The sequence below is a fragment of the Calothrix anomala FACHB-343 genome (assembly GCF_014696435.1).
Classification (GTDB): Bacteria; Cyanobacteriota; Cyanobacteriia; order Cyanobacteriales; family Nostocaceae; genus Aulosira; species Aulosira anomala_A.
This window is the reverse complement of the sequence record NZ_JACJQG010000002.1, coordinates 75,912-101,286: the sequence shown is the minus strand read 5'-3', so window position 1 is coordinate 101,286 and position 25,375 is coordinate 75,912. Positions and strand designations below refer to the sequence as shown.

The following is a 25,375-nucleotide window of genomic DNA, read 5'->3' as shown; positions in this document are numbered from 1 at the left end:
GAACCTGATATTCCTATGATATCGAAGCATTGGCAGCGAGTGAAGTGCGATCGCATTTTTACAAAAGAGCGATTCGCACTCCTGATTATTGTAGAAATCAGTATCTATTCAGTAACCAACTCCGCAGACATCACCTTTTGTTTAGCCGTAGAGCGTGGTTTGCGTCGGATATTTGGGATGTTTGAGATAATGGGGTGGTGCGTTGTGCTACGCGACAACACACCCTACGTAAGAAATGCGATTATGCTAGACAGCCGCACCCTCCGTTAGTAGATGTGGTGAATAGCTAAAGGCTGCTTCCATCTGACGATTACCTAAAATCGTAATTCTACAGTATTCTAATGGACCTGCGGCAGCTATTCTTCCAACACTAGCCCCTACAACTGCGCCAATTGCTGTACCAGCAGGACCACCAACAACCGATCCTACATATGCACCAATAGCAGCACTACCCAAAGTTAGAGTAGCAGTAGGAATATCAATGGTTATTACTGATCCACCAAAATTGTCCACAAATCCTAAGTCTATTCTGAGCATTAAAATGCTTCCTTCATTAACAAGTAACTTCTTCTACTTTATTTCTTGCCTAAAAGCATTAACAAGTGGGTTATTACGCATAAAAACCACCAAGAGTTTATTTACCGTTATATTGCGACTCATTAGCAAAACGTTTTATTAGCAACTTCACAATAGTTGAGTTTTAACAAACAAACCAATCACATCATTATAATGATATGCCCGTAATTTTACTTATTGTTGCTAGTTATTAAATTGAGATTGAGTAACTACTAAGTAGGGTGTGTTGTCGCGCAACGCACCGCACCGCATTAACTATGGGTGATTATTAGGATTTTCAATCAATAATCCCTCACTTAACACTGCTGCATTCAACTCATTATCTGCGGAAATAAAAGTAATCGGAGGTAATCCATTAGCAATACACAGGCTATTAACTGCACAACCTGCTGCTAATTGAACAGCATCATAACCTCGTAAGCCGTAAGTTTCAGACAATACCATTCCTGAATTAATAATATTGTCTGTGATTTCAACAATTTGATAGTCTTTTTGTAAATCACTTTTGAACTGATTACGTATTATGGCTGCATCTGTAATGCTAATACTACCACTGCGCGAGCGTCTAGTAATTGCTGCTATAATTTCTACACCAGTTATTGCCGCAATAAATACTTCATTATTGAGAGATGGATCAAATAACCCCAATACCCAGTTCGATCCATTTTCCCTAATATAACGTTTCACTAATGCGCTACTATCTATAAAATAAATTGCCATCTAACGGCGTTCCTCAATGATAGTTTCAGAAATAGGTTTACCCTCAATCTGAATAAGTCTTCTCTCCGTTATTGGTTCATATATAGGATGCTTTATTTGCTTAACTAAACCACCATCAATTAAAGCCTTATGAAAAGCTGCTTGCTTAACATTTTCTTCTTTATTTGCAAGATATTTTGCTACCGTCTGATGCAGTTGCTCAAGTTCTTCTATTTCTAAACTTTCAAGCTGCTCAAGTATTTGATTTAGTATTAATCTTGCCATCTGATTTTATTTGCTTTACTATTAATAGCAATCATAACATATTATCAGAAACAAAGATTATTTGTTGAGATAGTTTAACTCCGCTTATAAACTAACTCCATTTTTAACTTCTCAATTTCCAACTTTAATTTTTCATTCTCCATCTTTAACTTTGCATTCTCTTCTCTAATCAATTCAACTTCATCCCGTTTACTCAAAGCTTGATTAATAGCCAACTTCCGCATATCCAGGGAAAACCAACGCTGATAAGTTTGGGTATGTACTTGTACGCTATGCCCTAAATTATCTGCCGCCGCTTTAATTGGTATGCCTAAAATATGCGCCCTAATTGCCCAAGCATGGCGTAAATCGTAAGGCTTAAAATCTAAGCCAATTTTCCGAAACCACCAACTAACTCTTTGGGTTAAAGCTGTGATTTCGGCATGATTATTTTTATCTTTTTTACTAATCGCTGTCACTAGCATTTCTAAATACTTGGGATTTCTTAAATCAAATTCTTCAATCCATTGTTTATGTAAAGGTAAGGCTTGCCTTTCCCCTGTTTTACAATCTTTATGAACTTTCCAGGTTAAATCTATATTTTCTTGACTCAACCACCAATCAATATCGGGATTAATAAATAATTCTCGCGGACGTAAACCAAAAACTGCTAACATGCCATAAGTCCAGCGCCAAAGCTGCCAGCTATCTTTCACTTCTTGATTTACTTGATTACCTCTAGTATGCAGATACTCTGCAAACTTGGCAATTCCGGTGGCTATTTCCCCATCTGTGGGTATGTTGCGAGAATTGCGATCGGGCATTTTAGAATATTTAGATAAATCAATTTCGATTTTAAATGTTTGGCAAAATGCCGCTATGGCTCTAGCTGCATTATATTTAGACCATTCTTTATCGATTTTTTCAATAGCATTTAGCAAATTTTCTGCCGTGGCGATATCTTGAGAATTAGTAAATCTCTGTGTTCTTGAGAAGTAATAAAAAAATGTATGCTCGCTTTTAGTAGTGCGTTTATGAGTTTTAAAATACTCATCTTCAAACTTGGCGAGTAATTCTCCTACAGTTTGAAAATCTTTTTTAATTGCCTCAGTACCTAAATATTTATCATTCCATTCAAAGGTATGCCGTGCAATTAACTTACCTAATTCATAAGCTTCTTCTTCCGCCGTTTTTAATCCATCTAAGTTGGCGGGAATATTTAAACTAATATTATATTGCTTTCTCCCAGTCCCATTTTTATCTGTATCCCCCGGTTTAATTGGTAACGTCGCCCGTAATTGCAGACTTCCGTTAGATTCGCGAATTGTTACCTTTGTCTTTGCAGACTTCAAACGCAGATTTACTTTCTCTAACTCTTGCAGGACTTTTGTTCTCATGTGTTCTCTTTGCTGCTGTGCTTGCAGACTTGAGCCGAAAAAACTGCCATCGGTAGACGAAACTGGCTCTAAGTCAGCAAAAGCTTGTTGATATTTGTCTTGACCCTGGTTATGCATTGCGGTATCTTTAGCCTAGATTTAGCCTAAAAATAAATGTGTTCTGGGCGAACAATGTTTGAAACTGACATTGATTGCGGCGAACATTAGGCTACTGAAAGTCATTGAAGCATAAAAAGGATTACTCCGGCCCTTATCACGGTTATGACGGATTTGCTATCTTCGCTCGTGATATGGATTTGGCACTCAACAGCCCAACCTGGGGTTTAATTGGTGCTCCTTGGAGCAAGAAAGCTGGAGCTAAGGCTAAAGCTACCGTTTAAGGACATGGAATCGAGAGATTAGAAGGGGCCTGGGGCTTAAAACCCCAGGGGGGAATTGGGAATCCAAGATTCAAAATTAAAAATTAAAATGGGAATTTTGGTTTTGCATTTTGAATTTTGATTAATATTCCCGCTCCCCACCTGCAACTCTCGTGACTCAATCCGCTAGAAATCCTCATCTTTGACCAGTCAGTCACGAATTCAGTCAGCTTGGAGATCCAGAAATGCCTCAGAATCCAGATAAAATTCAAGACCACGTAGAGCTATTCCACCAACCGGAGTACAAACAACTTTTCCAAAACAAGAAAGAGTTTGAAAACGGTCACGACCCCGCAGAAGTAGAAAGAGTTGCGGAATGGACAAAAAGCTGGGATTATCGTGAAAAGAACTTCGCTCGTGAAGCTTTAACAGTTAACCCTGCTAAAGGTTGCCAACCTTTAGGCGCTATGTTCGCTGCGGTTGGTTTTGAAGGTACTTTACCTTTCGTTCAAGGTTCTCAAGGTTGCGTGGCTTACTTCCGTACCCACTTAACCCGTCACTACAAAGAACCATTCTCTGGTGTGTCTTCTTCCATGACTGAAGATGCAGCCGTGTTCGGTGGTTTGCAAAACATGATTGATGGCTTGGCAAACTCTTACACTCTGTACAAGCCCAAGATGATTGCAGTTTGCACCACCTGTATGGCTGAGGTTATCGGGGATGACTTACAAGCGTTTATTACTAACGCTAAGAACGCTGGTTCTGTTCCTCAAGATTTCCCAGTTCCTTACGCTCACACTCCTAGCTTTGTTGGTTCCCACATCACTGGTTACGACAACATGATGAAGGGAATTCTCTCTACCTTAACCGCAGGTAAGAAGAAATCCACCAGCAATGGCAAAATTAACTTCATCTCTGGTTTTGACACCTACGTTGGTAACCTCCGGGAAGTAAAACGTATTGCTTCTCTGTTCGGTATCGACTACACCATTCTTTCTGACAACAGCGATTATTTGGATGCACCTAACACTGGTGAATTCGATATGTACCCAGGTGGTACTAAGTTAGAAGATGCAGCAGATGCAATTAATGCTAAGGCTACAGTTGTACTGCAAGCTCATTCTACTCCTAAGACCCGTGAGTACATCGCTAAAGAATGGAAGCAAGATGTAGTAGTTTCTCGTCCTTGGGGCATTAAAGCTACTGATGAGTTCCTAGTTAAACTCAGCGAACTGACTGGTAAACCCATTCCTGAAGAGCTAGAAATCGAACGCGGTCGTGCAGTTGATGCTATGACTGACTCCCATGCTTGGGTTCACGGTAAGCGCTTCGCTATCTACGGCGATCCTGATTTGGTTTACAGTGTTGTTGGCTTCATGTTGGAATTGGGTGCTGAACCCGTTCACATTTTGGTTCACAACTCCAACGAAGTATTTGAAAAAGAACTTCAAGCATTGCTAGATTCTAGCCCCTTCGGTAAGGAAGCTAAAATCTGGGCAGGTAAAGACTTGTGGCACTTACGTTCCCTAATGCGTTTGCTATCAGGCTAATTATAAGTTATGAGGAGCGATCGCAATTAGCGCCACAAAATTTAGTGGCAAGTATTATTTATAACATTTTCACTTCCGCTTTAACCTAAGCAACTTGCATATCTTCTTGAATCAGCATATCTTCAAAGGCGCTCATAACTCTGGTATGAAACCGTTGACGGTGTTTGAGTTTCCATACAGGTTGGATAATTTCTAATTTGTTATGGCATTTTTTTTGTCTGTTAATAATTTGCACGGCGTGTAAGGTTCCTAATTGTAATTCTTTTTTCACCATTGATTCGGGAATTGCTGCTGCACCTACGCCGCTTTCGACGACGGATTTTACCATTTCGCTGGTAGTCAGGTTAAGGACAACATCTAAGTTACTGGGTTCAATTCCCCAACTTTGTAAGGCGTGATGAAATATTTGCTGTGCGCCGGAACCAGACTCGCGCATTACCCAACTTGTATTAAATAATTCCTCTAGATAAACTTCATTACGCCCATACCAAGGGTGAGATTTACCGATAACAATTTGCAGGCGATCGCGTCCTATTTCTGCTTTCTCTAAAGATTGCTGTAATGATGGTTTAATATCTCCTGTGACTAAACCCAAATCATAGATACCTACAGCAGTTCCTTCACAAATTTCTTCTGCATTACCTAACTTACAATTAATAAAAATACCAGGATATAATTGCTTAAATTGACTTATTTTTTCTGGTAGCCAATAGTTACCGACGGTGAGGCTTGCACCTATTTTTAGCTCTCCACGTTGTAAATTATTTAACTCTTTTAAGCCGCGTTTGGTTAACTCTACATGGTCAAGAATCTTTTGCGCTTCACGCTGTAATAATTTACCCGCATCTGTGATTTCTATATGACGGCCAATGCGATGAAATAACCGCACACCATATTCTGTCTCTAAGCTTTGAATCGCCGCACTCACTGCTGGCTGAGTAATATAAAGTGTTTCGGCTGCACGAGTAAAGTGCAACATTTCCGCTACGGCTAAAAAAATTCGCAACTGTTCCAGCGTCATTGGGACTATGTGCAGCTTGGTTAGTTTTTTAATTACCTGAAAAGCATTATACGCTAAATTTAGCGGATAACTGTAGTTAGTTGTATATGTTCGTGATATGGTTATTATGGTTATATGTATGAGCTGCACAACCATAAATTCAGTCTATGAATTTAACAAAAAAGACTGTTTGCTTTGATTTGGAAGGAGTTATAGACTGAAACTATGCTTATACACAAGATTTAAACACAATTTTAAATGTGAGGTGTTATACAGCGAGTAGGGTAACTCCGAAAAATAAATTATTCCGCTTCAAGTTGTTGACTGTTAACTGTTGACTGTTATCAGGGAATATTTTTTACTGGGAAGTCTGTAGGCGCATTTTAGCCAGTTAGTTGAAGATTTAAATGTAATGAAGACAGAAGCAAAAGAATTGGCAGAAAAGATTGTAGAAAAAAAGAAATATAGATCGGACAGAGTGCGGGATCATTTGGCAAATGAGCGTACTTATTTAGCTTGGATGCGAAGTGGGATTGCGCTCATGGGTTTTGGGGTGTTAATTGTCCGCTTGCGAATTATTCGTCCGCCTTTAGCACCGCAACCGCCTGGTAGTGGTTGGAAGTTGGGTTTAGCATTTGCGTTAGTTGGCGTGTTAACAGTGTTACTTTCTACTCAGCATTATTTCGCAGTTCGTCGCGATATTGACGAGGATACTTATCAACCTCCAGACCGTTGGATATTGCTTGCTAGCTTGGCTGTAGTTCTTCTCGGTGGTCGTGTACTTTATTATGTGTTTACTGTGCCTCTAGATTATTTGAATAGTTTTATACTGGAGTGATGGATTTTATTGATCGTCAACTCTACAGTCAATTTATGCTTTTACTTTTTTTTGCTCCCTGCGACTGCGCTTAGGGAGCAAATTTTGCTTTTGGCGAGACATCAATATATTCTATCTAGAGGGCAAGGCAATGCCCATTGGTGTCAACTTCAGCTAAAAATAGCCTCACTCTTAGCTTTGCCGCCCGCCTGAGAATGAATTCTCAGGCTAATAGCCCAAGTCTACTGAAGTAGACTCAAGATTTTGAGGATATTTAGTCATCTTGAGATGACTTTGGCTATGAGCAAGGAACTTCAGTTCCTTGCGGTAAACGGGGTTCACGCTAAGTTTATCGCATTCTTTTTTCCAAATCGACAAAAATACTATTTGTCTATCGAATTACAGTAGTTAATACTTGCAGTTTTGCGATATATGTGACATACTCAAAAAAATAAGCACATTACTCGACCGATTTACCGTATTTTAAAATCAAGTTTTTAGTTAGAGATGCTATTAGCACCTCTACAGATTGTGGTGTAAGGAATTAATTATGCTCAAAGATGCACAAGGACTGATTGTCACGACAGATTCAGCCAAAGCGATCGCGGCTATTAATAATTTTATCGAGCAAGCGCTTGGCTATGGCAGAGATGCAGAAACAGCGATTTTGCAAGCTATTGCAGCCGATCCCACTTGTGCATTAGCTCATGGTTATGCAGCAGCTTATTATTTGAGTCAAGAAAATAGTCAAGCTTGGAAGCAAGCACAACCATATCTGCAAGCTGCACAAAAATATTTAGCTCAGACAACGACGAGAGAACGCTTATATGTGCAGGCTATTTTAGCATGGGCAAATCAGCAGATTGATGTGGCGATCGCACTTCATGAAGAAATCACCGATAAATTTCCCCATGATTTAATCTCGGTACAGCAGGGACAATATCATTATTTTTACATAGGCGATAAAGATAAATTATTACAAATTGCCGAGAAAGTTTTACCAAGTAATTTAGAACAGCATTATTTATATGGGATGGTGGCGTTTGGTTTAGAACAATGTCACCAACTGGATGCAGCAGAAAAAATAGCGCGTCAAGCGATCGCTCTCAATAAATACGATCCTTGGGCGCATCATGCGATCGCTCACGTAATGGAAACTCAGGGAAGAGTTAGTGAGGGTATAGCTTGGATGGAGGCTTTTGCAGATACTTGGGAAAACAGCAATTCAATGCTCTACACTCATAACTGGTGGCATATTGCACTGTATTATTTAGAGCAAAAAAACTACCAAAAAGTACTGCAACTTTACGATACTCACGTTTGGGAACGTGCAAACAAACAATCGCCTAAAGACCAAGTAGGGGCAATTTCGTTGTTATTGCGTTTAGAATTACGCAGGGTAAATGTAGGCGATCGCTGGCAAGATATGAGTAATTATCTTGACAGCCGCATTGGCGAACATGCATTACCATTTCAAGATTTGCATTATGTCTACGCCTTTGCCAAAGCTGGATATCATCAACGAGCAAATCAGATGTTAGAGAGTATGCAACATCATGCTTTGACTATCAATCCTTTCCTCCGAAGAGGTTGGTTAGAGGTAGCAATCCCCGCAGCTAGAGGAATGCTAGCTCATGCTCAAGGTGATTTTTATAGGACAGTTGCAGAACTCAAACCTGTTTTGTCGCGCCTCCAGGAAATTGGCGGTAGTCATGCACAGCGAGTATTGTTTGAGCAAGTTTATCAAGATGCTCTGTTTTTGGCACAACAGCAGAATCGGATTTATGGGATTACAGCTTAGTGTCAAGGTACCGAGTTGATAGTAGGGGCGGGGTAACCCCGCCCCTACGAGTTGCGGGTTTGGTAAGTTAATGATTGGAATATTTTTTTAGGCGTTGCATATTTGCGAGATGAATTCAGACTTCTGGAAAAAGCTGAAAGTCAATTCTTTGCGCCTTTGCAACGGCAGTCGCTACAACGGGGGGAACCCCCGCAACGCGCTGCCTCGCCTTTGCGTGAGACAAAAATCATCCCATAAATCAGCAACACCTTTTTTTATTTGGAAGTCCCTTATTTCTTCTCTCTGTGCTCTCCGCGTCTCTGCGGTTCAAGAAAGAATTTTTAAACCGCAGAGGACGCAGAGGACACAGAGGAGAAAGAATCTGTCGCTATGAAAATAGGATAATTTATTTTCTGGAATTCCCTGATATTGAAGACAAGCTCACACAAGCGCGGGTGCGATAAATTTGATTAAGTATTTGATAATCTTCTAATTCAACTGCAGCAAAACGCTTAACTCCAAATTCTGCCATCACTGCTTGCAACTCTGCATCGGGTTGCAGTAATGCTAACCGCATTTGTTCAATTAAAGCTATACCTAAACGCTGTGCTACTACTAACGGTGGCATAGGAGAAGGGCCTAAAGCATCCACCACACGCAAATGCTGTGATAATTCGGGAGAGTTTTCTAATTCCTGTTCCAATACCACGCTGTCAATGGCTGCACAATCTGCTAATCCCTCCACTACCCAGCGAATTGAACGCTGATGAAAGCCAGATTGTATAGTCTTACCAAAGAAATTTTGCGGATCTGTTTCTTGAAGTAACCGATGACAGAGTAAATTGTAACCACTGTTAGAACCTGCATCGTTATAGCAAAATGTTTTACCCGATAAATCTGCAAACCTCTGGATACGACTACGAGCATTGACGATGACATCTGCATAGTAAATCGGCAAGTTGTGATAGCGTGATGATGCCATCACAGGTGCAACTAATGTCTGCAATTGGTGATAGACTATTTGACTATAGCGAATTAGTGGTAAGCCACAAATAAAAGCTAGGTCTATTTGGTCTTGAAATAACTGTGGATCTTCTAAGGGATCGATTTCGCTTTGCTGTAGTTGGGTTTCTAGTGGTAAAATCCGACTTAAATAAGCTGCGATCGCTTGATAAAATCCGAACCAATTAGGCGCTAGATAAGATACAATTCTTAACCTTTTATCTATATTCATTTTTTTCTACAACAGGATGATGCTGAGATAGTTGGGTTAACTTCTTAGCGGAAACATAGATGTATAAAAAACCCAAACTGCCAAAGGTTAGCACCATCATACCCAAAACTGTTGTATACCCTTTAGTATGCCACCATAGCTTCTGTAACAAGGCTGCGATCGCTAGTGGTTTCTTTGAGAATAAAGGGCGATTTACTGTTTGATTGTCTGGGATACTGATGTTTTGGGCTAATGCCATTTCGCTGTCTTCCTTCAATGCAAAAAATAAAATACTCTAAGTCGATAGATTTAATGTACATTATAAACTATATCAGCCCAATGCCAGAATTTAAAATTCCCTAATTCGACTAAGCTAAGGCTGAAAATTGCCTGTAACAATCCCAAAAGCCCTATGACTCGTAGTAAAACGCTGCATCTATCTAACGAACTTTATGAGTATCTGTTGTCTATTTCTTTGCGCGAACCAGAATTACTCTTTAAACTGCGGGAAGAGACAGCGCGTCATCCCAGAGCAAATATGCAGGTAGCGCCGGAACAAGGACAGTTTCTCGGTTTTTTAGTTAAGCTGATTGGCGCAAAGAAGACTCTGGAGTTAGGAGTTTTCACAGGTTATAGTTCTTTAAGCGTTGCTTTATCGTTACCAGCTGACGGTAAAATCATTGCTTGTGATGTGAGTGAAGAATTTACCGATATTGCTCGGCGTTATTGGCAAGCAGCTGGTGTAGCAGATAAAATCGACCTGCGATTAGCTCCAGCGACGGAGACTTTAGATAAATTATTATCAGCAGGTGAAGCAGGAAGCTTTGATTTTGCCTTTATTGATGCCGATAAGGAAAACTATTATGCTTATTACGAAAGAGTGTTACAGTTAATTAGACCAGGTGGATTGATTGCTGTTGATAACGTACTCTGGTCTGGACGAGCAGCAAACGCAGATGTGCAAGACTCTGCTACTAATGCGATTCGAGAGTTTAATCACAAGCTGCATCAAGATGAGCGGATAGATTTAAGCTTGATTTCCATAGCCGATGGATTGACTTTAGCAATTAAGCGTTAATTAATCATGACAAATAAATTAGACGGCAAAGTTGCAATTATTACCGGGGCTTCTTCTGGTATTGGCGAAGCTACAGCCATAGCTCTAGCAAATGAAGGTGCAACAGTGGTATTGGCTGCGCGCAGAGGCGATCGCTTAAATGCCCTGGCAGAAAAAATTGCTACCACTGGTGGTAAAGCTCTACCCATTATTACTGATGTTACAGATGAAGCTCAAGTACAGAATTTAGTCCACAAGACAAAAACAGAATTTGGGCGGATAGATATCCTGGTGAATAATGCAGGGATTGCAGCTATCGGTGCTATTGATGGGGGAAATACCGCCGATTGGAAGGATATGATTAATCTCAATTTGTTGGGATTGCTTTATGTTACCCATGCGGTCTTACCAATTTTAAAAGCTCAAGGTGCAGGGCATATCGTGAATATTTCATCGGTAGCTGGGCGCACGGCAAGGCCAGGAATTGGTGTATATAACGCTACTAAATGGGGCGTGAACGGTTTTTCAGAAGCCTTGCGGCAAGAAGTTTGCCAGGATCATATCCGCGTAACTATTATTGAACCAGGCTTAGTGAATACAGAGATTAACGATCGCATTTCCGATCCTGTAGCTAAACAAAACATGGAAGAACGCCGTCGTTCCCTGACGCCTTTAGAAAGTGAAGATATTGCTGCCGCGATCGCTTATGCTGTGACACAACCGCCACGTGTCAACGTGAATGAGATTCTCATTCGCCCAACATTGCAATATTGGTAAGTAGGTCGGCGTAATTAAATATAACTGGCAAGGGCTGTCATTAGTCATTAGTCATTTGTCAATGGTAAGGAGTTCAAGTCTATTTACTTTTTGTAATATAGTTTGGTTTGTTGACGCTGACTTACTTAAATTGTTCAGTAATCGAGGGAAATAGGAAATTTTACTTACTTGTAATTCCTAATTCCTTTTTGGATTTTTTTAACTGCTTCCACACTGTTTTAATCTGCTCGTAAGCTTCCTCTGGTGAAAGCTTACCGTTGGTTTCGAGGCTGGAAATATAACCAACTTTGTGTGAAAATTCTTGGAGATTGGCATTAAATACTAAATTCTCTGGTTTTACTTGCCCATAGTAACGGCTACGAGGATAGGTAAATTTATCTTTGTTGATGCGGTTTGATTCTGTCATGGTATGTACCTGGTATTAATCTCGACGGAAAAATAGTAGCAAGTCTTCAATTTCCTGACATTGCTACTTTCACTAAATGAGGTAGTACAGTTGAGTATTGAGTAATCAGTGAATTTGCCGACAATCAAAGATGAAATTGTCGGGGAGCTAATAGCAATTTGAAACAAGAATGCGACAGATTGTATGGGCAAGGCATTGCCCATTGGTGTCAACTTACAGCAGTTTTCACCTATTTGAACCACATCTGTCGTAGGGGCACGGCAACAGTAAAATTATTGTATGTACCAAAAGATTGTCGGTGCCGTGCCCCTACAGCGTGGTTTATTTACCTGAAAATAGCTGTAAGTTAAAAATACCTCTGTACAAGCGTCGCCCGCCTGAGAATGAATTCTCAGGGCCAAAGTCCAAGTAGGGGCGGGTTAAGCGAGATAGTCGTGAATTATTGGAGCATATCTGTGAACCCGCCCCTACTGAAGTAGACTCAAGATTTTGAGGATATTTAGTCATCTTGAGATGACTTTGGCTATTAGCAAGGAACTTCAGTTCCTTGCGGTAAGATGGTTTTGCGTTAAGTTGACACCTATGGGCAAGGCATTGCCCTTTAGAATAGATAGATGTGTCGCTTTAGTCCGCAAATCAGGACTGAAATCCTGACTCCAAAATTGCGTGAAGTGCGATCGCCTGAGGTGGTTTGTAGCTGAATATGGAATCCTGAAATTCTTCTCTACTGATGGCTGATTGCTCTTGCATTTGTCTGGCTGCTGCTTCGCTTTCTGTTTCGTAATAGCGCATCTCACCTATGGCGCTGCGGGTTTGAATGCTTTGGGTACGGGGAATGCGGCGCTGTTCGTAGTTAGCTAGGGCTGTTTGCCAACTCGATGCTTGAGATAAGGAATATGCTAGTTCATAAGCATCTTCAAAAGTGCTATTTGCGCCTTGTCCTAAAGCTGGAGCCATTGGATGAGCTGCATCACCTAACAAGGTGACTCTTCCTTGACTCCAAGAATTTACTGGTAAGCGATCGCAAATTGGCCCTTCTAAAATTCGCTCGGCTGGTGTTGCTTCGACTAATGCACGTAATGATTCTCCCCAATCGGTTATGTAAGAGAGAATCCGCGATTTTACAGCAGCTGGATTTTCCGAAAGACTATTATCTAATGATAAGCGACGATACAACCAAGCAAAATGACCGTCGCCAACATTTAGCAGGTACATAAAATCTCGATTCCCTTTAACAAAACCGAGTTCGCCGGGATTTAGCACCTGTTGATTGCATTTAATCACAGCACGCCAAGACATGCTTTCTAAATAGCGTGGTTTGCCATCTTGAATTAAAACTTCGCGAATGACAGAATTAATGCCATCAGCACCAATCAATAAGTCTGCACTTACCACAGAACCATTATCAAAATATATTTCTACGCCAGTATCATCTTGTTGAAAACCAAGACAACGATGATGAAGATGAATAATATCAGCTGGTAATTGAGAAGCAAGCACTTGCTGTAAATGCCACCACCACACAGTTACTAATGGCTGACCGTATTTATCCTGATACCTGCTGGCAGGATTAGTGCGAATTGTTTCTCCTTGGTTGTTTTTCAAAACGGTTGTAATTACTTCACAACCTGAATTTTTAATTAATGTAACGAGTTCAGGCGCGATCGCTTGGAGAAAATTCAAGCCATTGGGAAGTAAACCCAATCCACCACCGACAGGACGGAAATCTTGTGCTTTTTCGTATACTTGGACGTTGTACCCTAATTTGCGGAGTGCTACAGCTACAGCCAAACCCCCAAGCCCAGCACCAATAATTGCAACTTTTTGCACCAGTGGTTTTGATGTTTGCTCAAGCTGAGTTTTTTCTTGTGCGCTTGCAGGTGGATTCATCATTTATTTCCGTACCTTTGCTAAAACAAGATATTTCTCTGACTTTAGGGAACTCCAAAAAATAAATTATTCCGTTAAACGTTGACTGTTGACAGTTGACGGTTCACAGTTAACAGTCAACCGTCAACAGTGAACAATAGTAATGGAATATTTTTTTACTTGGAAGTCCCTTAATCATTTGTTGTATTCTAGAGCAACTGACAACTGTAAAGATGCGAATAACTGACATAATCTGCATGAGTGGGTGCTATACATATCTACTGTCGTTTAATTCCACCGTTAACGTCATGATATGGGGGTTTGTATGCGAGTAAATGCGATCGCTATGACTTTGGTAATGTCACTGGCTGGAGTGCAGGTTGTCTATGGGCAAAATCCTGACATCACAAGTGAAGCCTTCATGAAGGCGGCGCTAGTAGTGAGAGCATTCGATTACTTTGCTACCCAATGTCAGCAAGGTAGCGGCTTTAATGCTGGGGATGCGGCTAAAGTTCAAGCTTGGGAAAAAGCCAATGGTGTCGCCCAAATCCGCGCGCGTTTACCGGAATTTGATAAATACCCTACTCAAAAACGACAACTAGACACAGCTTTAGAAGCAATTATTAAACCAGTTACCAGTCAACGCGCCAATGTTGATGTTTGTACTATAGCTGTATCCCTGTCACAATTACCCGATGCTCAATTTGCTAAAGTATCGCCGCAAATCATTTCATCAGGAAGTCAACCACCGAAAACGCCGAAAAAAGCTCCGCAACAGGCTGCTAAAAAACCTGAAGCTGTTACTTCCCCAGGAAATAACGAAATTGCCAAGCAGATTGATAGCTTTGGCTTCAATTCCCGGACAAAAATGGGTATTGGTGGCTTTTTAACTACTGATATTTATCCTGTAGTACTGTTTCGTAACGGTGAGGCTTTAACTAATGTGGAAGGGCTAGCTTTTAAGGGTGGAATTGCAGCCCACAAACGCGCTAACCCAGATGAATGGACTCGTTGGCGGCGTCAAGGTGGCAAAATAGAACTAGCAAACAAAGGCGAGTGGAAAGCCTTACCTTTCTCCAAGACATATCCTAAATTACCAGATAATTTCAAACTTAACGGCTTATTTCGCTCAATCTCCGGTACAGGAAACGTAGCGATTGGCGGTAGTGATTCCGTGGTAGCATGGCAACAATATCGCTTTTTCCCCGATGGACGAGTTCTACGCGGTCAAGGTGCAGGTGCAAGTAACGAATCAGTTGCTATCAACAGCGTCGCACCCAATCAGCGCGGTACCTATCGCGTTCAGGGGTTAACACTGTACATTACTTACGATGATAAATCTAGCGAGCGGCGCATTCTGATTACAGATCCGCAAGATCCCAAGAGTGTGATTTGGCTGGATGGGGTTAGCTATGTACAACGCAAGCGGTGATGCAATTTTGGATTTTAGATTTTAGATTTTAGATTTTGGATTTTATCCCAATTTGAAAAAAGAAGGTGACAGATTGTAGGGGCATGGCATTGCGATGCCCTCTAGAATATATTGATGTGTCGCCAACACTATTTGAATTCTAGAAGCGATCGCTCTAATGATTGAATGTGCGATCGCCTATTTCATCGTCAAGAATTCTTAGTGCTATTTACCTGAAAATAGCTGTAAGAATAACGTGATATAAACTGTTCTCTCGCTTACCCGACACACCGCCCGCAGGCTGGAAGCCACTGGCTCACGCTGCGAAGCCCACGAAGGTGGGCTTTGTAGGATTAGCCGTCACCCTAGAAGGGTGACGGCGAGATTTCGGGATAAGCGACGGATCTTACCCCGACTTCGCCAGATGCATCCGAAAGGGGATGGAAAATGGCGATCGCATCTTCTCTCTCGCAAATGAATACTTGTATTGAATTTCTTACCCCTCACGGGGATGGAAAATTGACTATATAGGTAGGGGCACAACATATTGTGCCCTTAATGTACTCAGCAGTTTTTACAACCCATGCTGCTTAAACCAAGCTTGCAGGCGGTTCCAACCGTCTTTTGCTTCTTTTTCCCGGTAGGAAGGGCGATAATCTGCATAAAAGGCATGGGGTGCATCAGGGTAGACGATAATTTGCGATTTGCTACTGCTAGACTTTAAGCGATCGCGCATTTGCTCTACTGTATCTAAAGTAATGCCTGTATCCTTACCGCCATACAATCCAAGTACGGGAACTTTGAGCTTTGCAGCAATATCTACAGGATGCGTGGGTTGCAGTTCTGTTGCATTACCTACTAGTCTGCCATACCAAGCTACACCAGCTTTTACTTGAGGATTATGTGCTGCATATAACCAAGTAATTCGCCCACCCCAGCAAAAACCCGTAATTCCAACTCTCTGGGCGTTTCCCTGGGCAGATTTTGCCGCCCAAGCTACAGTGGCATCTAAGTCAGATAATACCTGAGCATCGGGGACTTTAGCTACTATCGGGCGAATTTCGTCAATATTGCTTAATTTTGACACATCACCCTGACGGACAAATAATTCCGGTGCGATCGCTAAATATCCCAACTTAGCAAAGCGGCGGGTAATATCTTGAATATGCTCGTGTACGCCAAAGATTTCTTGAATCACCAGCACAATCGGGAAATTCTCACCCCTTGCTGGTTGCGCTCTATAAGCGGGAATTTCTCCATCTGCTACAGGAATTTTCACCGCACCTGCGACTAATCCTTGAGAATCGGTGGTGATGACTTTCGCTGTCACAGGCTGTACTGCTAAAGCAAAGCCTGTAGCAAGGCTAGCAGTTGCGATAAAGTTGCGACGAGTTATTTCTTTAATCATCTTTATGCCTTCAGCTATCCAGGTTTGATTTTATGATGTCAGGGGTAGAAACTAGGGCTAAGTGTTAGGGATGAGCAGCTAGTCAAGGTGATGTTTCACAGTTTTTTGCTGTTGAAACAAATACAACCTTGCTTAGTTACACTAACTATTAGTTTTACATAAATTTACATATTCAGATCTAGCTCAGATATACGTCAAAATTTTGAATATATTAAAGTAGACTTGAGCTTTGGCTCTGAAAATTCATTCTCAGGGGTTTCTAAGCTACAAAATTTTAATTATTGTGGTAATAATATTGAGAAGCGCTTTGTTGCGGCGATAAAAGTTTATATAAAAATTATTCCGTCAGATAAAAATACCAGAGCGAAGCAGAATCTTGTAGCGCGATCGCTTTTCCACAAACCGCACGGCGTAGATACTTACGGGTATACCCCCACCCACTGTGAAGGCGACAAATAATAAAAGCTATTAAATGGACAAGTCTAATCGCGCTTAAACTAATTTAAATTAGAAATTTCCTGTTGTCTTTGAATGCGTAACATTTGCAGGTTGTAGATATAATCATCAACTAGCCTGTCATCATGCAAATTTTCGGCAATTTTGTTTAAATAATATTCAATTTCTAAAATATATAAGCCATTCGTCGAATATTTCAGCCTCTCACGCATCAAATCTACCCATAATACTGTTTCTTGTTGTTTTTTACTCATAAAATGTTTCTCGTTTATTTAGCCGATAGATAATTGATTACTTATTTTATAGATTAAATAATATTCGATGCTTCAATAAAAAGTGTACGTATTTTTACCATAAAAAATTATTAAAGTATATAATCTATTTAAACATATCTTGACTAAAAGTGCTTTTACATTAGTAATTTGTTTTTCTTATTAAAATATTTGTGAAAAAAAATTAAAATATAAAAAAGATATGTGATTGATTTTAAAAATTTAAAAAATCATGAGTAACGCAGAGCATAACCCTGCTATATCCATAGGAATTGTCATATTTACTAATATAACGCAGTTAGATTTTACCGGGCCTTATGAAGTTTTTGCTAAATTACCAAATACAAAGTTATACCTACTAGCAGAAACTCTAGAACCAATCCAAAGCGATCGCGGTTTGAGGTTTTTACCTGACACCCCCTTTGCACAATCCCCACCTGTGGATGTGTTATTTGTCCCTGGCGGGCCGGGTATTGATGCCAAACTAGAAGATAGGAATTTTCTCGACTTTCTCAAAACTCAAGCGCAAACAGCCCGCTATGTCACATCTGTTTGTACGGGTTCTTTACTATTAGCTGCTGCTGGGTTACTCCAAGGTTATCGCGCCACTACTCACTGGCTATCTCTAGATTTGTTGGCGTTGTTTGGCGTTGAGGTAGTACCGCAAAGAGTAGTCATAGATCGCGATCGCATTACAGGCGGTGGTGTGACATCAGGAATTGACTTTGCATTAGTCATCGCTGCGGAATTATACGGTGAAGCTACTGCGCAATCAATTCAACTAGGAATAGAATACAATCCTCAACCGCCTTTTAACAGTGGTTCTCCCCAAACTGCAACGGATAATGTCATCGATAGCGTCAAGACTGCTAGCCAAAATCGTCAAGATAGACGCAGACAAATCATCCAAAAGATAGTTGCTCAACAGTAAGCTTTTCTATCTTTTATTAGGAGATAATTTACCAACTTATTTGTTACCAACATCAACTAATTCTTACTAAGAATATTGGTATAAAATATTGCTATTTTTAAGAATTAATAAGTAAGTAAATAATTAAGAAATCAACTCATAGAATACTAAATACAAGTTTTTGGAAAATTAAATTGTGGATATTTTGCAGATAATTCTTCTGGGTGGGATATTTTTCTCAGCCAGCATTGTTAGCGTCATTGCTGGTAGCACATCCTTGATTACTGTACCCGTCATGCTAGAATTTGGCGTAGAACCGCGAACTGCGATCGCTACCAACATGTTCGCACTAACTTTGATGAGTATTGGCGGAACCTTACCTTTTATTGGTAAAAAAGTAATTAATCCTCAACGCTTACCCTTACTCACCTTATTAACAATAGTCGGCTCATGTTTAGGCGCATTATTGGTACTGATTTTACCTAGTAAATCAATGCCATTAATCATTTCTCTTTCCATGATCATAGTAGCGATATTATCAGTAATTAATCGTCATGCTGGAGTTACCCCATCTACTGCTATTCCGCCACGAATTGCCGAAATTGCTGGCTATGTAGTCACATTTATATTGGGTATTTATGGAGGTTTTTTTAGTGGTGGTTATGTCACCCTACTTACTGCTGCATATATAATGCTATTTCGCATGTCATTTGTAGAAGCGATCGCTACTACTAAATTTATCAATATATTTTCCTCATTGATAGCCACCATAATTTTTTTACAGCAAGGAATAGTTGATTACAACTTAGGCATAATTCTCGGAACTACCATGTTTATCGGTGGCATAATTGGCGGCAGTTTAACTCTTAAATTGAGCAATGTTTGGTTACAACGTATTTATCTTACAGTAGTAGCTATCCTGGCGTTTATTACATTACGAAAATCTCAAACGCAAAATCAGTCAACTAGTGCAATTGAGTTATTCACACCTTCAGCTTAAAAAATCAAAATATCAAAATGTAGGGTGTGTTGTCGCGTAGCGCAACGCACCACAAAGTTTTTCACAACTACGTTTTCATAATTAAATTTGTAGTGATGGCTAAAGTCCTCACGACAGAATTAATATAATATAGCAATTGCATCAGCCAAGCTATTCAATCGTCGCTTTCAAAAAACGATATCCTAAATCAATCTCATTTAACTGACGAATTTCTCCATACTTTACATCCCATTCTCCACTACTTAAATCTGCTGCGAGAGATTTCACCCCAGATGCAATCAAATCAGGATTACCCAAAGCAAAAGAAGAAATTCCTGCACGCACTTCCGGCTGAAGATATAACTCAGGACGCCGCCAAGCTGCTGCGGCAAATAAATCAGATAAATCATAGGGTAAAATCAAAGGTATGGCTTCAACTACCCTGTGAGTATTCTGCTCAATTAAACTTGTAAGTTCGTGAAGTGGGAGAAATTTTATTGCATCTTCCCACATCCAAGGAAAGTAATCATACAGCCAAATTTTTGTCGCAAATCTAATATCAAAACTTAACAATACTATTGGCCCTTTCTGAATAATTCGGTGCATTTCTTGAAATGATTTCTCTAAATTCGCGAAATGATGAATTGTCAGAATACTAATTACCCCATCAACAGATTTATCGGGTAAAGGTAAAGCTTCTGCATATCCAGCAAACCATTTAATTTGTGGATGTTCTGAACCTTGTTGACGCATTACTGATGATGGTTCAACCGCATAAACAGAAAATCCTTGATTTGCTAAAGCTTGCGAGTAACCACCAGTTCCCGCACCAATATCAGCGATAATACTACCAGGAGGTAAATTGAGTAAATCAATTATCTTTTGAACAATCCGATAGTCAGGAACGCGAGTTTTTGTATATTGTTTGCCAATTGAATCATAAAGAGGCATATCTAACACTCTAGTGATAGTTAAAAATATAGAAAATCTTACTTGCAAAAGCAACTAAGCGGATTATTTTAGTATAATACGGTATATTTACAGAAATACAGTAATTTAGCATCAAATTTAATGAGTGATTCTTCTTCTAAAACGCTTAGTGAAAGCATTCTGCAACAACAAATAGCCTATTATAGTGCCAGAGCTAGTGAATATGATGAATGGTTCTACCGTCTGAATCGTTACAATCGCGGTGAGGAGCTAAACCAGCGTTGGTTTAGAGAAGTTGAGATTGTTAAACAAGCTTTACAACAAATTGGACAACCAGAGAAAATATTAGAGTTAGCTTGTGGAACTGGCATTTGGACGCAAGAACTGTTAAAAATTGGTAATAGAATTACTGCTATTGATGCTTCAGCCGAAGTAATTGCCATTAATCGCAGCAAATTAAACTCACCCCATGTAGAATATCAGCAAGTTGATTTATTTACTTGGGAACCTGATACTGAATATGATTTAGTATTTTTCTCTTTCTGGTTAATCCAAAATCGTAAATCCAAAATCTAAAATTGATTGACGGACAAGAATTTCAAATCGTGAAAATCTTTTATCAGCCAGATGAACTGCAAAATTATCTGTCACAAGTTGGTTTTATTGCTGATGTCAAAGTGACTGAAAACTATTTTATTTATGCTCATGCTAGGAAGGGTAATAATTAATTCGGTGCGTTGCGCTGCGCGACAACACAACGCCAGTTGCTATAACGGAGGGAACCTCCGCAACGCACTGGCTTCCCTACATATAAAGTGAGTTAATTTTCAAATTATTATATTCATTTTAGTTTTAAAATTTCGCTAGGATTTAACAATTTTGGTGTATCCTTAGTCATAATCAAAGGTAATTTACCATCCCACTTTTGAATTGCTTGTCTTTCAATAATTTCCGGCGTTAAACTATCATGTAATAATCTATTAATTTCTGCTTCTCCCTTAGCTAAATTTACCTTGGCTTCAGCTTCTTTAACTGCTTTTAAAGCGAGAAAATCTGCTCTTTTTGCATCTTGTTCAGCAATTTGTTTCGCTTCAACAGCTTCACTAAAGCGATCGGAAAAATTCACATGAACTAGTGAAATGTCATCAACTGCAATATGGTAACCATGCAATCTTGCAGTTAATGCATCGTCAACACTCGATTTGACTTCACCTCTTTTGGTAACTACTTCTTCTGCTGTATACTTGGCGACAACTGCTTTTAAAACTTCTTCGACTGCGGGATTAATAATTTTCTCCACTACATCTTTTTCATCACCAATTTCCTGAAAAATCAGATTCGCCTCATCAGGAATAATGTGCCAGTTCAAAGCTACATCAGTAAAAATATCTTGTAAATCTTTAGAAGAAGCTTCCGCAGATATTTCTTGTTTTTGAATTCTCACGTTAATTTTTTGGACTGTATTCACCAAAGGAATTATTGCATGTATACCCTCTGGTAAAATTGTCTGTTGAACTCGGCCAAATTCCATTAATACGCCGCGTTCCCCTGGATTGACTATGACAAAAGGCGTGATTATAATTGTAAGTAGAACTAAAAATGCAGTTAATTTACCAGCATTATTTGTTAATTTAGTCTTTTTCATATTATCTACAATAAAGACAGCAGATTCCAAGTTGCTGAGGTACAGATCATTGTAAGGTCATGGTGAGGTACAGATAACTATAAGGGCATGGCAGTGCCATACCCCTATGTGTGTACCTCATTTACCTGAAATATGCTGTATCATCCCAGTTTGTCATTGGTAAATCAAAATACCATTCCAAATGGCACAAAAGCCTAGAAAATAAGTCTTTTGACTGTTGACTGTTGACTGTTGACTGTTGACTGTTGACTGTTGACTGTTGGCTTTTAACTTACTCAGTAGCGTTACTATTGGTTTTCCGGTTCGGGTAATTGTCCATAATCTGGCATATTATCGCCTAGTTGGCGGATGGCTGGGTATTGGTATGCAATTATTGCTGCTAAAAAGACAAAAAACCCAACTATGACAAATAGTAGCCCAATACCGCGACCAGGCCCAGAACCAATTAACTGTCCCACTAATTGTCTAGACCAAGGGCCATTGAAAGCCATCAATGGCTCCAATACATAGTCAGCCAGAGGGCCTGCAAAAATCGCCGCTAGGGGAACAGCAGCGCCGGATATAGCACCTATCAATGCAAAGACTCTTCCTTGGACATGTTCGGCCACTTTTGTCTGGAAGATAACTTGTATACTCGCACTAATAAAAGGTGAAGTTAAGAAGAACAATAAAGTAGCGATCGCCATTTGGATGATGGAGGGACGCAACCCAGCCAGCGCAATCCACACCCCACTCAAGGACATCGCAATCAAAATTGGGTTAATTAAATTCTGCCAATTATGCTTCCAACTGCTGATCGCAATACCTCCCACAATCATACCAATACCGCTCATAAAGGTGATTTTTCCTAAGTCGGCTGGCGTAGACACACAAAGTATCAGGGGATAAACCAATACACTCACGAAGCCAACTAAGAATTGGTAAATAGTAAAGAGAATCAAAAAGCTTGATAGTCCGGGACGCTCTAGCAAATAAGTCCAACCATAGACCATTTTTTGCCAAAATGAGACAGCAGGAGCATCTCGATCGACATCAACAGTCTGACTAATTTCACCAAATCGCACCAATAGCAGGGTAATAATAGCAACCAATAATGTTGACAAGTTGATCGAGAGAATCCCTTTGATTCCCACAATTTCTAACATAGTTCCAGCAATTAACGGTGAGATGATTTGCTGAATACCAATGCCTAGTTGCAGCATACCACTGACTCGTGGTAAATCTTCTGATGCGACTAAAGAGGTTATCGAAGCCTTATAGGCAGGTGCATGGAAAGTACTAATAATAGATATCAAGATATTGTTGAGGTAGATTTGCCAAATTTCCAGCTTCCCCATGCTGACTAGCACTATCAAAGTTAGGGTACACAGTCCTGTACAAATATGACTAATAATCATTGTCCAGCGACGATCCCAAAGATCTACCAATGTTCCGGCTATGGGGGAAATCAAGATTGTGGGAATTGTCAAACTAATTGTCAGGAAAGCGAATTGGGTAGCAGAGCCAGTTTGCTTAAAGACTGAGATATCTAAAGCAAACCCAGTCATCCATAACCCAATCATTGCAAATAGTTGTCCTAACCAAATAAATGAAAAAATACGCATTTTTTCTCTAAATTTAGAATTTTAACGTCAACTTGTATTATATTGATACTTGCTTAGTCAAGCCTAGTATTACTACTTAATTTATAGCAATGCAGATAACTCAAATAATCATACCTTGGTCAGTATTTAAGAATGAAGCGGGCGATCGCCTATTTAGGATAATCGAGTATTCTTAAATACAATTATCACTTCGATTATAGGTTACATAGCAGCATTCATGGGGCTAGAGTTTGAGGCTTTGACTTTTTCATGAGGCAATCTCCACAGCAGGATATATAGAAAAAAGTTATATAAATCCTGCAAATTAGACAAATCTAGACAATATTCAAATGAATCGATTCAACTGCACAGCAGTCCAACAGTTTTGGGCGATCGCTAAACTTTATTGGTTAAGTAGCGAAAAATTTAATGTATTAGCTCTGTTCACAATACTGGGAGTACTATTATTCGCTAATACCCAGGTTAAGGTGTTATTAAATACTATCCAGGGAGATTTAATTTCTGCCCTGGCTGCTCAAGATCGTACTAGATTCTGGCAAGGAATACTAATGGCCTTTGGAGGGATTATCTTCTTTGGCTTCCTGAACTCTGGTTATAGCTATTTGCGGGAGAGAATAGGACTTTATTGGCGAAAATGGCTCACCCATTATTTACTCAATCAATATTTCCGCGATCGCAATTTTTACGACCTCAGTAACTTCCACAAAGATATCGATAACCCAGACCAACGGATTGCTGAAGATGTCGCTAATTTCTGCCAACAATCTATGCAGTTTTTAGTGAATATTATTGAATCTATATTTGTGGTTTTGGCTTTTAGTATAATTCTTTGGTCTATTTCAGCCAATCTAGTTATAGCGCTGGTAATTTATTCTTTATTAGCCTACACAATTACTATTGTTCTTTATGGCAGAAAATTAACCCAATTAAATATTGAACAGCTAAAAAAAGAAGCTAACTTTCGTTTTGGTTTAATCCGCATCAGAGAAAATGCCGAATCTATCGCATTTTATAATGGCATCTCCCAAGAATCTCATAAAGTTAAATTTCTCTTTGCCCATGTATATAAAAATTTTCAGCGATTAATATTATGGTCAGAAATCTACTTAAATATCTTTAAAAATCAATTTGGTTATCTGACTTTAATTATTCCCGCCTTGATTTTAGGCAACCAAATTATCTCTGGAGAAATTGAAGTAGGAAAAGTTACAGAAGCAAGCGGTGCTTTTGGACAAGTAGCTTTTTCTGTCAATTTGATTATGTATCAGTTTGAAAAATTTACCAAATTTGCTGCTTCCATTAACCGCCTCTATGTATTTTCGGAATATTTCAATCAGCCCAGAAAACAAATAGATAGTACCAGAAATATTGATATAGTCAATGACAGTCGTTTAGCTTTTGACAACCTGACAGTCCAGACACCTAATTATCAAAAAAATCTGGTAAAAAATCTCTCTTTATCCCTAGAACCAGGACAGGGATTATTAATTATGGGAGATAGCGGTTGTGGAAAAAGTTCTTTATTGCGTGCTTTAGCTGGTTTATGGAATTCGGGAACTGGTGTAATTGTCCGTCCTAAATTAGAAGAAATGCTATTTTTACCCCAGCGTCCTTACATGATTTTAGGGACTTTACGGGAGCAGTTAATTTATCCTAATGACCAGGTTGATATCAGCGATCAAGAATTGGAGAAAGTTCTTTATCTAGTCAATTTATCAGATTTAGGAACCAGATTTGGTGGTTTGGATGTAGAGCAAGATTGGAGTGATATTTTATCTTTGGGAGAACAACAAAGGCTAGCCTTTGCGCGGTTGTTAGTTACCAAACCTAAATATGCTATTTTAGACGAAGCTACGAGTGCTTTAGATGTCAACAACGAAGAACATCTTTATAGTCTTTTAGTAGATACAGGCACAACTTTTATTAGTGTTGGTCATCGTCCTAGTCTTCAGAAATATCATCAAGTAATTCTCAATCTTTAATTACTCAAAATAGC

Annotated in this window: 27 protein-coding genes; 13 read left to right on the top strand and 14 right to left on the bottom strand. The window is 39.6% G+C overall.

Annotated features, from left to right (window positions below):
* The first annotated feature begins 15 nt into the window (after positions 1 to 15).
* Entirely contained in the window at positions 16 to 270 is a 255-nt protein-coding gene (locus tag H6G08_RS01310; RefSeq protein ID WP_190538499.1) for a hypothetical protein, read from the top strand.
* On the opposite strand, the gene H6G08_RS01305 is transcribed toward H6G08_RS01310, so the two are convergent.
* The 4 genes from H6G08_RS01305 to H6G08_RS01290 form a co-directional block, all read right to left on the bottom strand.
* Positions 247 to 537 carry a hypothetical protein gene (locus H6G08_RS01305; RefSeq protein WP_190538498.1) on the bottom strand — a complete coding sequence of 97 codons (291 nt, stop codon included), beginning with the start codon at positions 535 to 537 and terminating at the stop codon, positions 247 to 249. The two genes, H6G08_RS01310 and H6G08_RS01305, sit on opposite strands and share 24 nt — an antisense overlap.
* Before the next feature lie 294 nt (positions 538 to 831).
* A complete protein-coding gene (locus H6G08_RS01300; RefSeq protein WP_190538497.1) occupies positions 832 to 1,296 on the bottom strand; it encodes a type II toxin-antitoxin system VapC family toxin in 465 nt (154 codons plus the stop codon).
* Positions 1,297 to 1,560 carry a hypothetical protein gene (locus H6G08_RS01295; protein ID WP_190538496.1) on the bottom strand — a complete coding sequence of 88 codons (264 nt, stop codon included), beginning with the start codon at positions 1,558 to 1,560 and terminating at the stop codon, positions 1,297 to 1,299.
* A 74-nt stretch (positions 1,561 to 1,634) separates the two neighbouring features.
* On the bottom strand, positions 1,635 to 3,053 hold the full coding sequence (locus H6G08_RS01290; protein ID WP_190538495.1) for a site-specific integrase: 1,419 nt from the start codon (positions 3,051 to 3,053) through the stop codon (positions 1,635 to 1,637).
* 104 nt (positions 3,054 to 3,157) lie between these two features.
* Between H6G08_RS01290 and H6G08_RS01285 the strand changes: the two genes are divergently transcribed.
* Both H6G08_RS01285 and nifK read left to right on the top strand, forming a co-directional pair.
* Positions 3,158 to 3,316 carry a hypothetical protein gene (locus H6G08_RS01285; protein WP_190538597.1) on the top strand — a complete coding sequence of 53 codons (159 nt, stop codon included), beginning with the start codon at positions 3,158 to 3,160 and terminating at the stop codon, positions 3,314 to 3,316.
* Positions 3,317 to 3,540: 224 nt separating this feature from the next.
* Positions 3,541 to 4,845, top strand: coding sequence for a nitrogenase molybdenum-iron protein subunit beta (nifK, locus tag H6G08_RS01280; protein WP_190538494.1), 1,305 nt, complete (start codon positions 3,541 to 3,543; stop codon positions 4,843 to 4,845).
* Positions 4,846 to 4,930: 85 nt separating this feature from the next.
* On the opposite strand, the gene H6G08_RS01275 is transcribed toward nifK, so the two are convergent.
* The gene (locus H6G08_RS01275) at positions 4,931 to 5,866 is read right to left on the bottom strand and encodes a LysR family transcriptional regulator (protein ID WP_190538493.1); all 936 of its coding nucleotides are present in this window, start codon (positions 5,864 to 5,866) and stop codon (positions 4,931 to 4,933) included.
* Between the two features lie 391 nt (positions 5,867 to 6,257).
* Between H6G08_RS01275 and H6G08_RS01270 the strand changes: the two genes are divergently transcribed.
* Both H6G08_RS01270 and H6G08_RS01265 read left to right on the top strand, forming a co-directional pair.
* The gene (locus tag H6G08_RS01270) at positions 6,258 to 6,683 is read left to right on the top strand and encodes a YidH family protein (RefSeq protein ID WP_190538492.1); all 426 of its coding nucleotides are present in this window, start codon (positions 6,258 to 6,260) and stop codon (positions 6,681 to 6,683) included.
* A gap of 529 nt (positions 6,684 to 7,212) precedes the next feature.
* A complete protein-coding gene (locus tag H6G08_RS01265; protein ID WP_190538491.1) occupies positions 7,213 to 8,463 on the top strand; it encodes a tetratricopeptide repeat protein in 1,251 nt (416 codons plus the stop codon).
* A 385-nt stretch (positions 8,464 to 8,848) separates the two neighbouring features.
* Here the strand turns inward: H6G08_RS01265 and H6G08_RS01260 are convergent, their stop codons facing one another.
* Together H6G08_RS01260 and H6G08_RS01255 are read right to left on the bottom strand one after the other, a co-directional pair.
* Complete coding sequence (locus H6G08_RS01260; protein ID WP_190538490.1) at positions 8,849 to 9,676, bottom strand: phosphate/phosphite/phosphonate ABC transporter substrate-binding protein; 828 nt, start codon at positions 9,674 to 9,676, stop codon at positions 8,849 to 8,851.
* Complete coding sequence (locus H6G08_RS01255; RefSeq protein ID WP_190538489.1) at positions 9,663 to 9,914, bottom strand: hypothetical protein; 252 nt, start codon at positions 9,912 to 9,914, stop codon at positions 9,663 to 9,665. The genes H6G08_RS01260 and H6G08_RS01255 overlap by 14 nt, the downstream gene beginning before the upstream one ends.
* 153 nt (positions 9,915 to 10,067) lie before the next feature.
* Between H6G08_RS01255 and H6G08_RS01250 the strand changes: the two genes are divergently transcribed.
* The gene (locus tag H6G08_RS01250; RefSeq protein WP_190538488.1) at positions 10,068 to 10,733 is read left to right on the top strand and encodes a class I SAM-dependent methyltransferase; all 666 of its coding nucleotides are present in this window, start codon (positions 10,068 to 10,070) and stop codon (positions 10,731 to 10,733) included.
* Positions 10,734 to 10,739: 6 nt separating this feature from the next.
* Positions 10,740 to 11,489, top strand: coding sequence for an SDR family oxidoreductase (locus H6G08_RS01245; protein ID WP_190538487.1), 750 nt, complete (start codon positions 10,740 to 10,742; stop codon positions 11,487 to 11,489).
* 160 nt (positions 11,490 to 11,649) lie between these two features.
* Here the strand turns inward: H6G08_RS01245 and H6G08_RS01240 are convergent, their stop codons facing one another.
* Together H6G08_RS01240 and H6G08_RS01235 are read right to left on the bottom strand one after the other, a co-directional pair.
* Positions 11,650 to 11,895 carry a DUF7219 family protein gene (locus H6G08_RS01240; protein WP_190538486.1) on the bottom strand — a complete coding sequence of 82 codons (246 nt, stop codon included), beginning with the start codon at positions 11,893 to 11,895 and terminating at the stop codon, positions 11,650 to 11,652.
* A gap of 636 nt (positions 11,896 to 12,531) precedes the next feature.
* Positions 12,532 to 13,788, bottom strand: coding sequence for an FAD-dependent oxidoreductase (locus H6G08_RS01235; RefSeq protein WP_313940833.1), 1,257 nt, complete (start codon positions 13,786 to 13,788; stop codon positions 12,532 to 12,534).
* Positions 13,789 to 14,077: 289 nt separating this feature from the next.
* Between H6G08_RS01235 and H6G08_RS01230 the strand changes: the two genes are divergently transcribed.
* On the top strand, positions 14,078 to 15,196 hold the full coding sequence (locus tag H6G08_RS01230) for a hypothetical protein (RefSeq protein WP_242046037.1): 1,119 nt from the start codon (positions 14,078 to 14,080) through the stop codon (positions 15,194 to 15,196).
* A 553-nt stretch (positions 15,197 to 15,749) separates the two neighbouring features.
* Here H6G08_RS01230 and H6G08_RS01225 read toward each other — a convergent pair.
* Together H6G08_RS01225 and H6G08_RS01220 are read right to left on the bottom strand one after the other, a co-directional pair.
* Positions 15,750 to 16,580, bottom strand: coding sequence for a dienelactone hydrolase family protein (locus H6G08_RS01225; protein WP_190538587.1), 831 nt, complete (start codon positions 16,578 to 16,580; stop codon positions 15,750 to 15,752).
* Positions 16,581 to 17,080: 500 nt separating this feature from the next.
* A complete protein-coding gene (locus tag H6G08_RS01220) occupies positions 17,081 to 17,293 on the bottom strand; it encodes a hypothetical protein (RefSeq protein WP_190538485.1) in 213 nt (70 codons plus the stop codon).
* 250 nt (positions 17,294 to 17,543) lie between these two features.
* Here H6G08_RS01220 and H6G08_RS01215 point away from each other — a divergent pair, with 250 nt between their 5' ends.
* Together H6G08_RS01215 and H6G08_RS01210 are read left to right on the top strand one after the other, a co-directional pair.
* On the top strand, positions 17,544 to 18,242 hold the full coding sequence (locus H6G08_RS01215; RefSeq protein ID WP_190538484.1) for a DJ-1/PfpI family protein: 699 nt from the start codon (positions 17,544 to 17,546) through the stop codon (positions 18,240 to 18,242).
* Positions 18,243 to 18,417: 175 nt separating this feature from the next.
* Positions 18,418 to 19,221 (top strand): sulfite exporter TauE/SafE family protein, encoded by an 804-nt coding sequence (locus tag H6G08_RS01210; protein ID WP_190538483.1) that lies wholly within the window; start codon positions 18,418 to 18,420, stop codon positions 19,219 to 19,221.
* Between the two features lie 150 nt (positions 19,222 to 19,371).
* Here the strand turns inward: H6G08_RS01210 and H6G08_RS01205 are convergent, their stop codons facing one another.
* Entirely contained in the window at positions 19,372 to 20,151 is a 780-nt protein-coding gene (locus H6G08_RS01205) for a class I SAM-dependent methyltransferase (RefSeq protein WP_190538482.1), read from the bottom strand.
* Between the two features lie 120 nt (positions 20,152 to 20,271).
* Here H6G08_RS01205 and H6G08_RS01200 point away from each other — a divergent pair, with 120 nt between their 5' ends.
* Positions 20,272 to 20,706, top strand: a complete 435-nt coding sequence (locus H6G08_RS01200) for a class I SAM-dependent methyltransferase (RefSeq protein ID WP_242046036.1) — start codon at positions 20,272 to 20,274, stop codon at positions 20,704 to 20,706.
* A 2-nt stretch (positions 20,707 to 20,708) separates the two neighbouring features.
* On the top strand, positions 20,709 to 20,858 hold the full coding sequence (locus H6G08_RS37290; protein WP_242046035.1) for a hypothetical protein: 150 nt from the start codon (positions 20,709 to 20,711) through the stop codon (positions 20,856 to 20,858).
* Positions 20,859 to 20,971: 113 nt separating this feature from the next.
* Here the strand turns inward: H6G08_RS37290 and H6G08_RS01195 are convergent, their stop codons facing one another.
* Both H6G08_RS01195 and H6G08_RS01190 read right to left on the bottom strand, forming a co-directional pair.
* Positions 20,972 to 21,775, bottom strand: a complete 804-nt coding sequence (locus tag H6G08_RS01195) for a prohibitin family protein (protein ID WP_190538481.1) — start codon at positions 21,773 to 21,775, stop codon at positions 20,972 to 20,974.
* A gap of 287 nt (positions 21,776 to 22,062) precedes the next feature.
* Positions 22,063 to 23,379, bottom strand: coding sequence for an MFS transporter (locus tag H6G08_RS01190; RefSeq protein ID WP_190538480.1), 1,317 nt, complete (start codon positions 23,377 to 23,379; stop codon positions 22,063 to 22,065).
* Between the two features lie 329 nt (positions 23,380 to 23,708).
* On the opposite strand from H6G08_RS01190, the gene H6G08_RS01185 reads away from it, so the two are divergent.
* Positions 23,709 to 25,361, top strand: coding sequence for an ABC transporter ATP-binding protein/permease (locus H6G08_RS01185; protein WP_190538479.1), 1,653 nt, complete (start codon positions 23,709 to 23,711; stop codon positions 25,359 to 25,361).
* Positions 25,362 to 25,375 lie beyond the last annotated feature (14 nt).

Coding starts and splice junctions, on each gene's coding strand:
- H6G08_RS01310 (WP_190538499.1), top strand. CDS start 16: ATGATATCGAAGCATTGGCAGCGAGTGAAGTGCGATCGCATTTTTACA.
- H6G08_RS01305 (WP_190538498.1), bottom strand. CDS start 537: ATGCTCAGAATAGACTTAGGATTTGTGGACAATTTTGGTGGATCAGTA.
- H6G08_RS01300 (WP_190538497.1), bottom strand. CDS start 1,296: ATGGCAATTTATTTTATAGATAGTAGCGCATTAGTGAAACGTTATATT.
- H6G08_RS01295 (WP_190538496.1), bottom strand. CDS start 1,560: ATGGCAAGATTAATACTAAATCAAATACTTGAGCAGCTTGAAAGTTTA.
- H6G08_RS01290 (WP_190538495.1), bottom strand. CDS start 3,053: ATGCATAACCAGGGTCAAGACAAATATCAACAAGCTTTTGCTGACTTA.
- nifK (WP_190538494.1), top strand. CDS start 3,541: ATGCCTCAGAATCCAGATAAAATTCAAGACCACGTAGAGCTATTCCAC.
- H6G08_RS01275 (WP_190538493.1), bottom strand. CDS start 5,866: ATGACGCTGGAACAGTTGCGAATTTTTTTAGCCGTAGCGGAAATGTTG.
- H6G08_RS01270 (WP_190538492.1), top strand. CDS start 6,258: ATGAAGACAGAAGCAAAAGAATTGGCAGAAAAGATTGTAGAAAAAAAG.
- H6G08_RS01265 (WP_190538491.1), top strand. CDS start 7,213: ATGCTCAAAGATGCACAAGGACTGATTGTCACGACAGATTCAGCCAAA.
- H6G08_RS01260 (WP_190538490.1), bottom strand. CDS start 9,676: ATGAATATAGATAAAAGGTTAAGAATTGTATCTTATCTAGCGCCTAAT.
- H6G08_RS01255 (WP_190538489.1), bottom strand. CDS start 9,914: ATGGCATTAGCCCAAAACATCAGTATCCCAGACAATCAAACAGTAAAT.
- H6G08_RS01250 (WP_190538488.1), top strand. CDS start 10,068: ATGACTCGTAGTAAAACGCTGCATCTATCTAACGAACTTTATGAGTAT.
- H6G08_RS01245 (WP_190538487.1), top strand. CDS start 10,740: ATGACAAATAAATTAGACGGCAAAGTTGCAATTATTACCGGGGCTTCT.
- H6G08_RS01240 (WP_190538486.1), bottom strand. CDS start 11,895: ATGACAGAATCAAACCGCATCAACAAAGATAAATTTACCTATCCTCGT.
- H6G08_RS01235 (WP_313940833.1), bottom strand. CDS start 13,788: ATGATGAATCCACCTGCAAGCGCACAAGAAAAAACTCAGCTTGAGCAA.
- H6G08_RS01230 (WP_242046037.1), top strand. CDS start 14,078: ATGGGGGTTTGTATGCGAGTAAATGCGATCGCTATGACTTTGGTAATG.
- H6G08_RS01220 (WP_190538485.1), bottom strand. CDS start 17,293: ATGAGTAAAAAACAACAAGAAACAGTATTATGGGTAGATTTGATGCGT.
- H6G08_RS01215 (WP_190538484.1), top strand. CDS start 17,544: ATGAGTAACGCAGAGCATAACCCTGCTATATCCATAGGAATTGTCATA.
- H6G08_RS01205 (WP_190538482.1), bottom strand. CDS start 20,151: ATGCCTCTTTATGATTCAATTGGCAAACAATATACAAAAACTCGCGTT.
- H6G08_RS01200 (WP_242046036.1), top strand. CDS start 20,272: ATGAGTGATTCTTCTTCTAAAACGCTTAGTGAAAGCATTCTGCAACAA.
- H6G08_RS01195 (WP_190538481.1), bottom strand. CDS start 21,775: ATGAAAAAGACTAAATTAACAAATAATGCTGGTAAATTAACTGCATTT.
- H6G08_RS01190 (WP_190538480.1), bottom strand. CDS start 23,379: ATGCGTATTTTTTCATTTATTTGGTTAGGACAACTATTTGCAATGATT.
- H6G08_RS01185 (WP_190538479.1), top strand. CDS start 23,709: ATGAATCGATTCAACTGCACAGCAGTCCAACAGTTTTGGGCGATCGCT.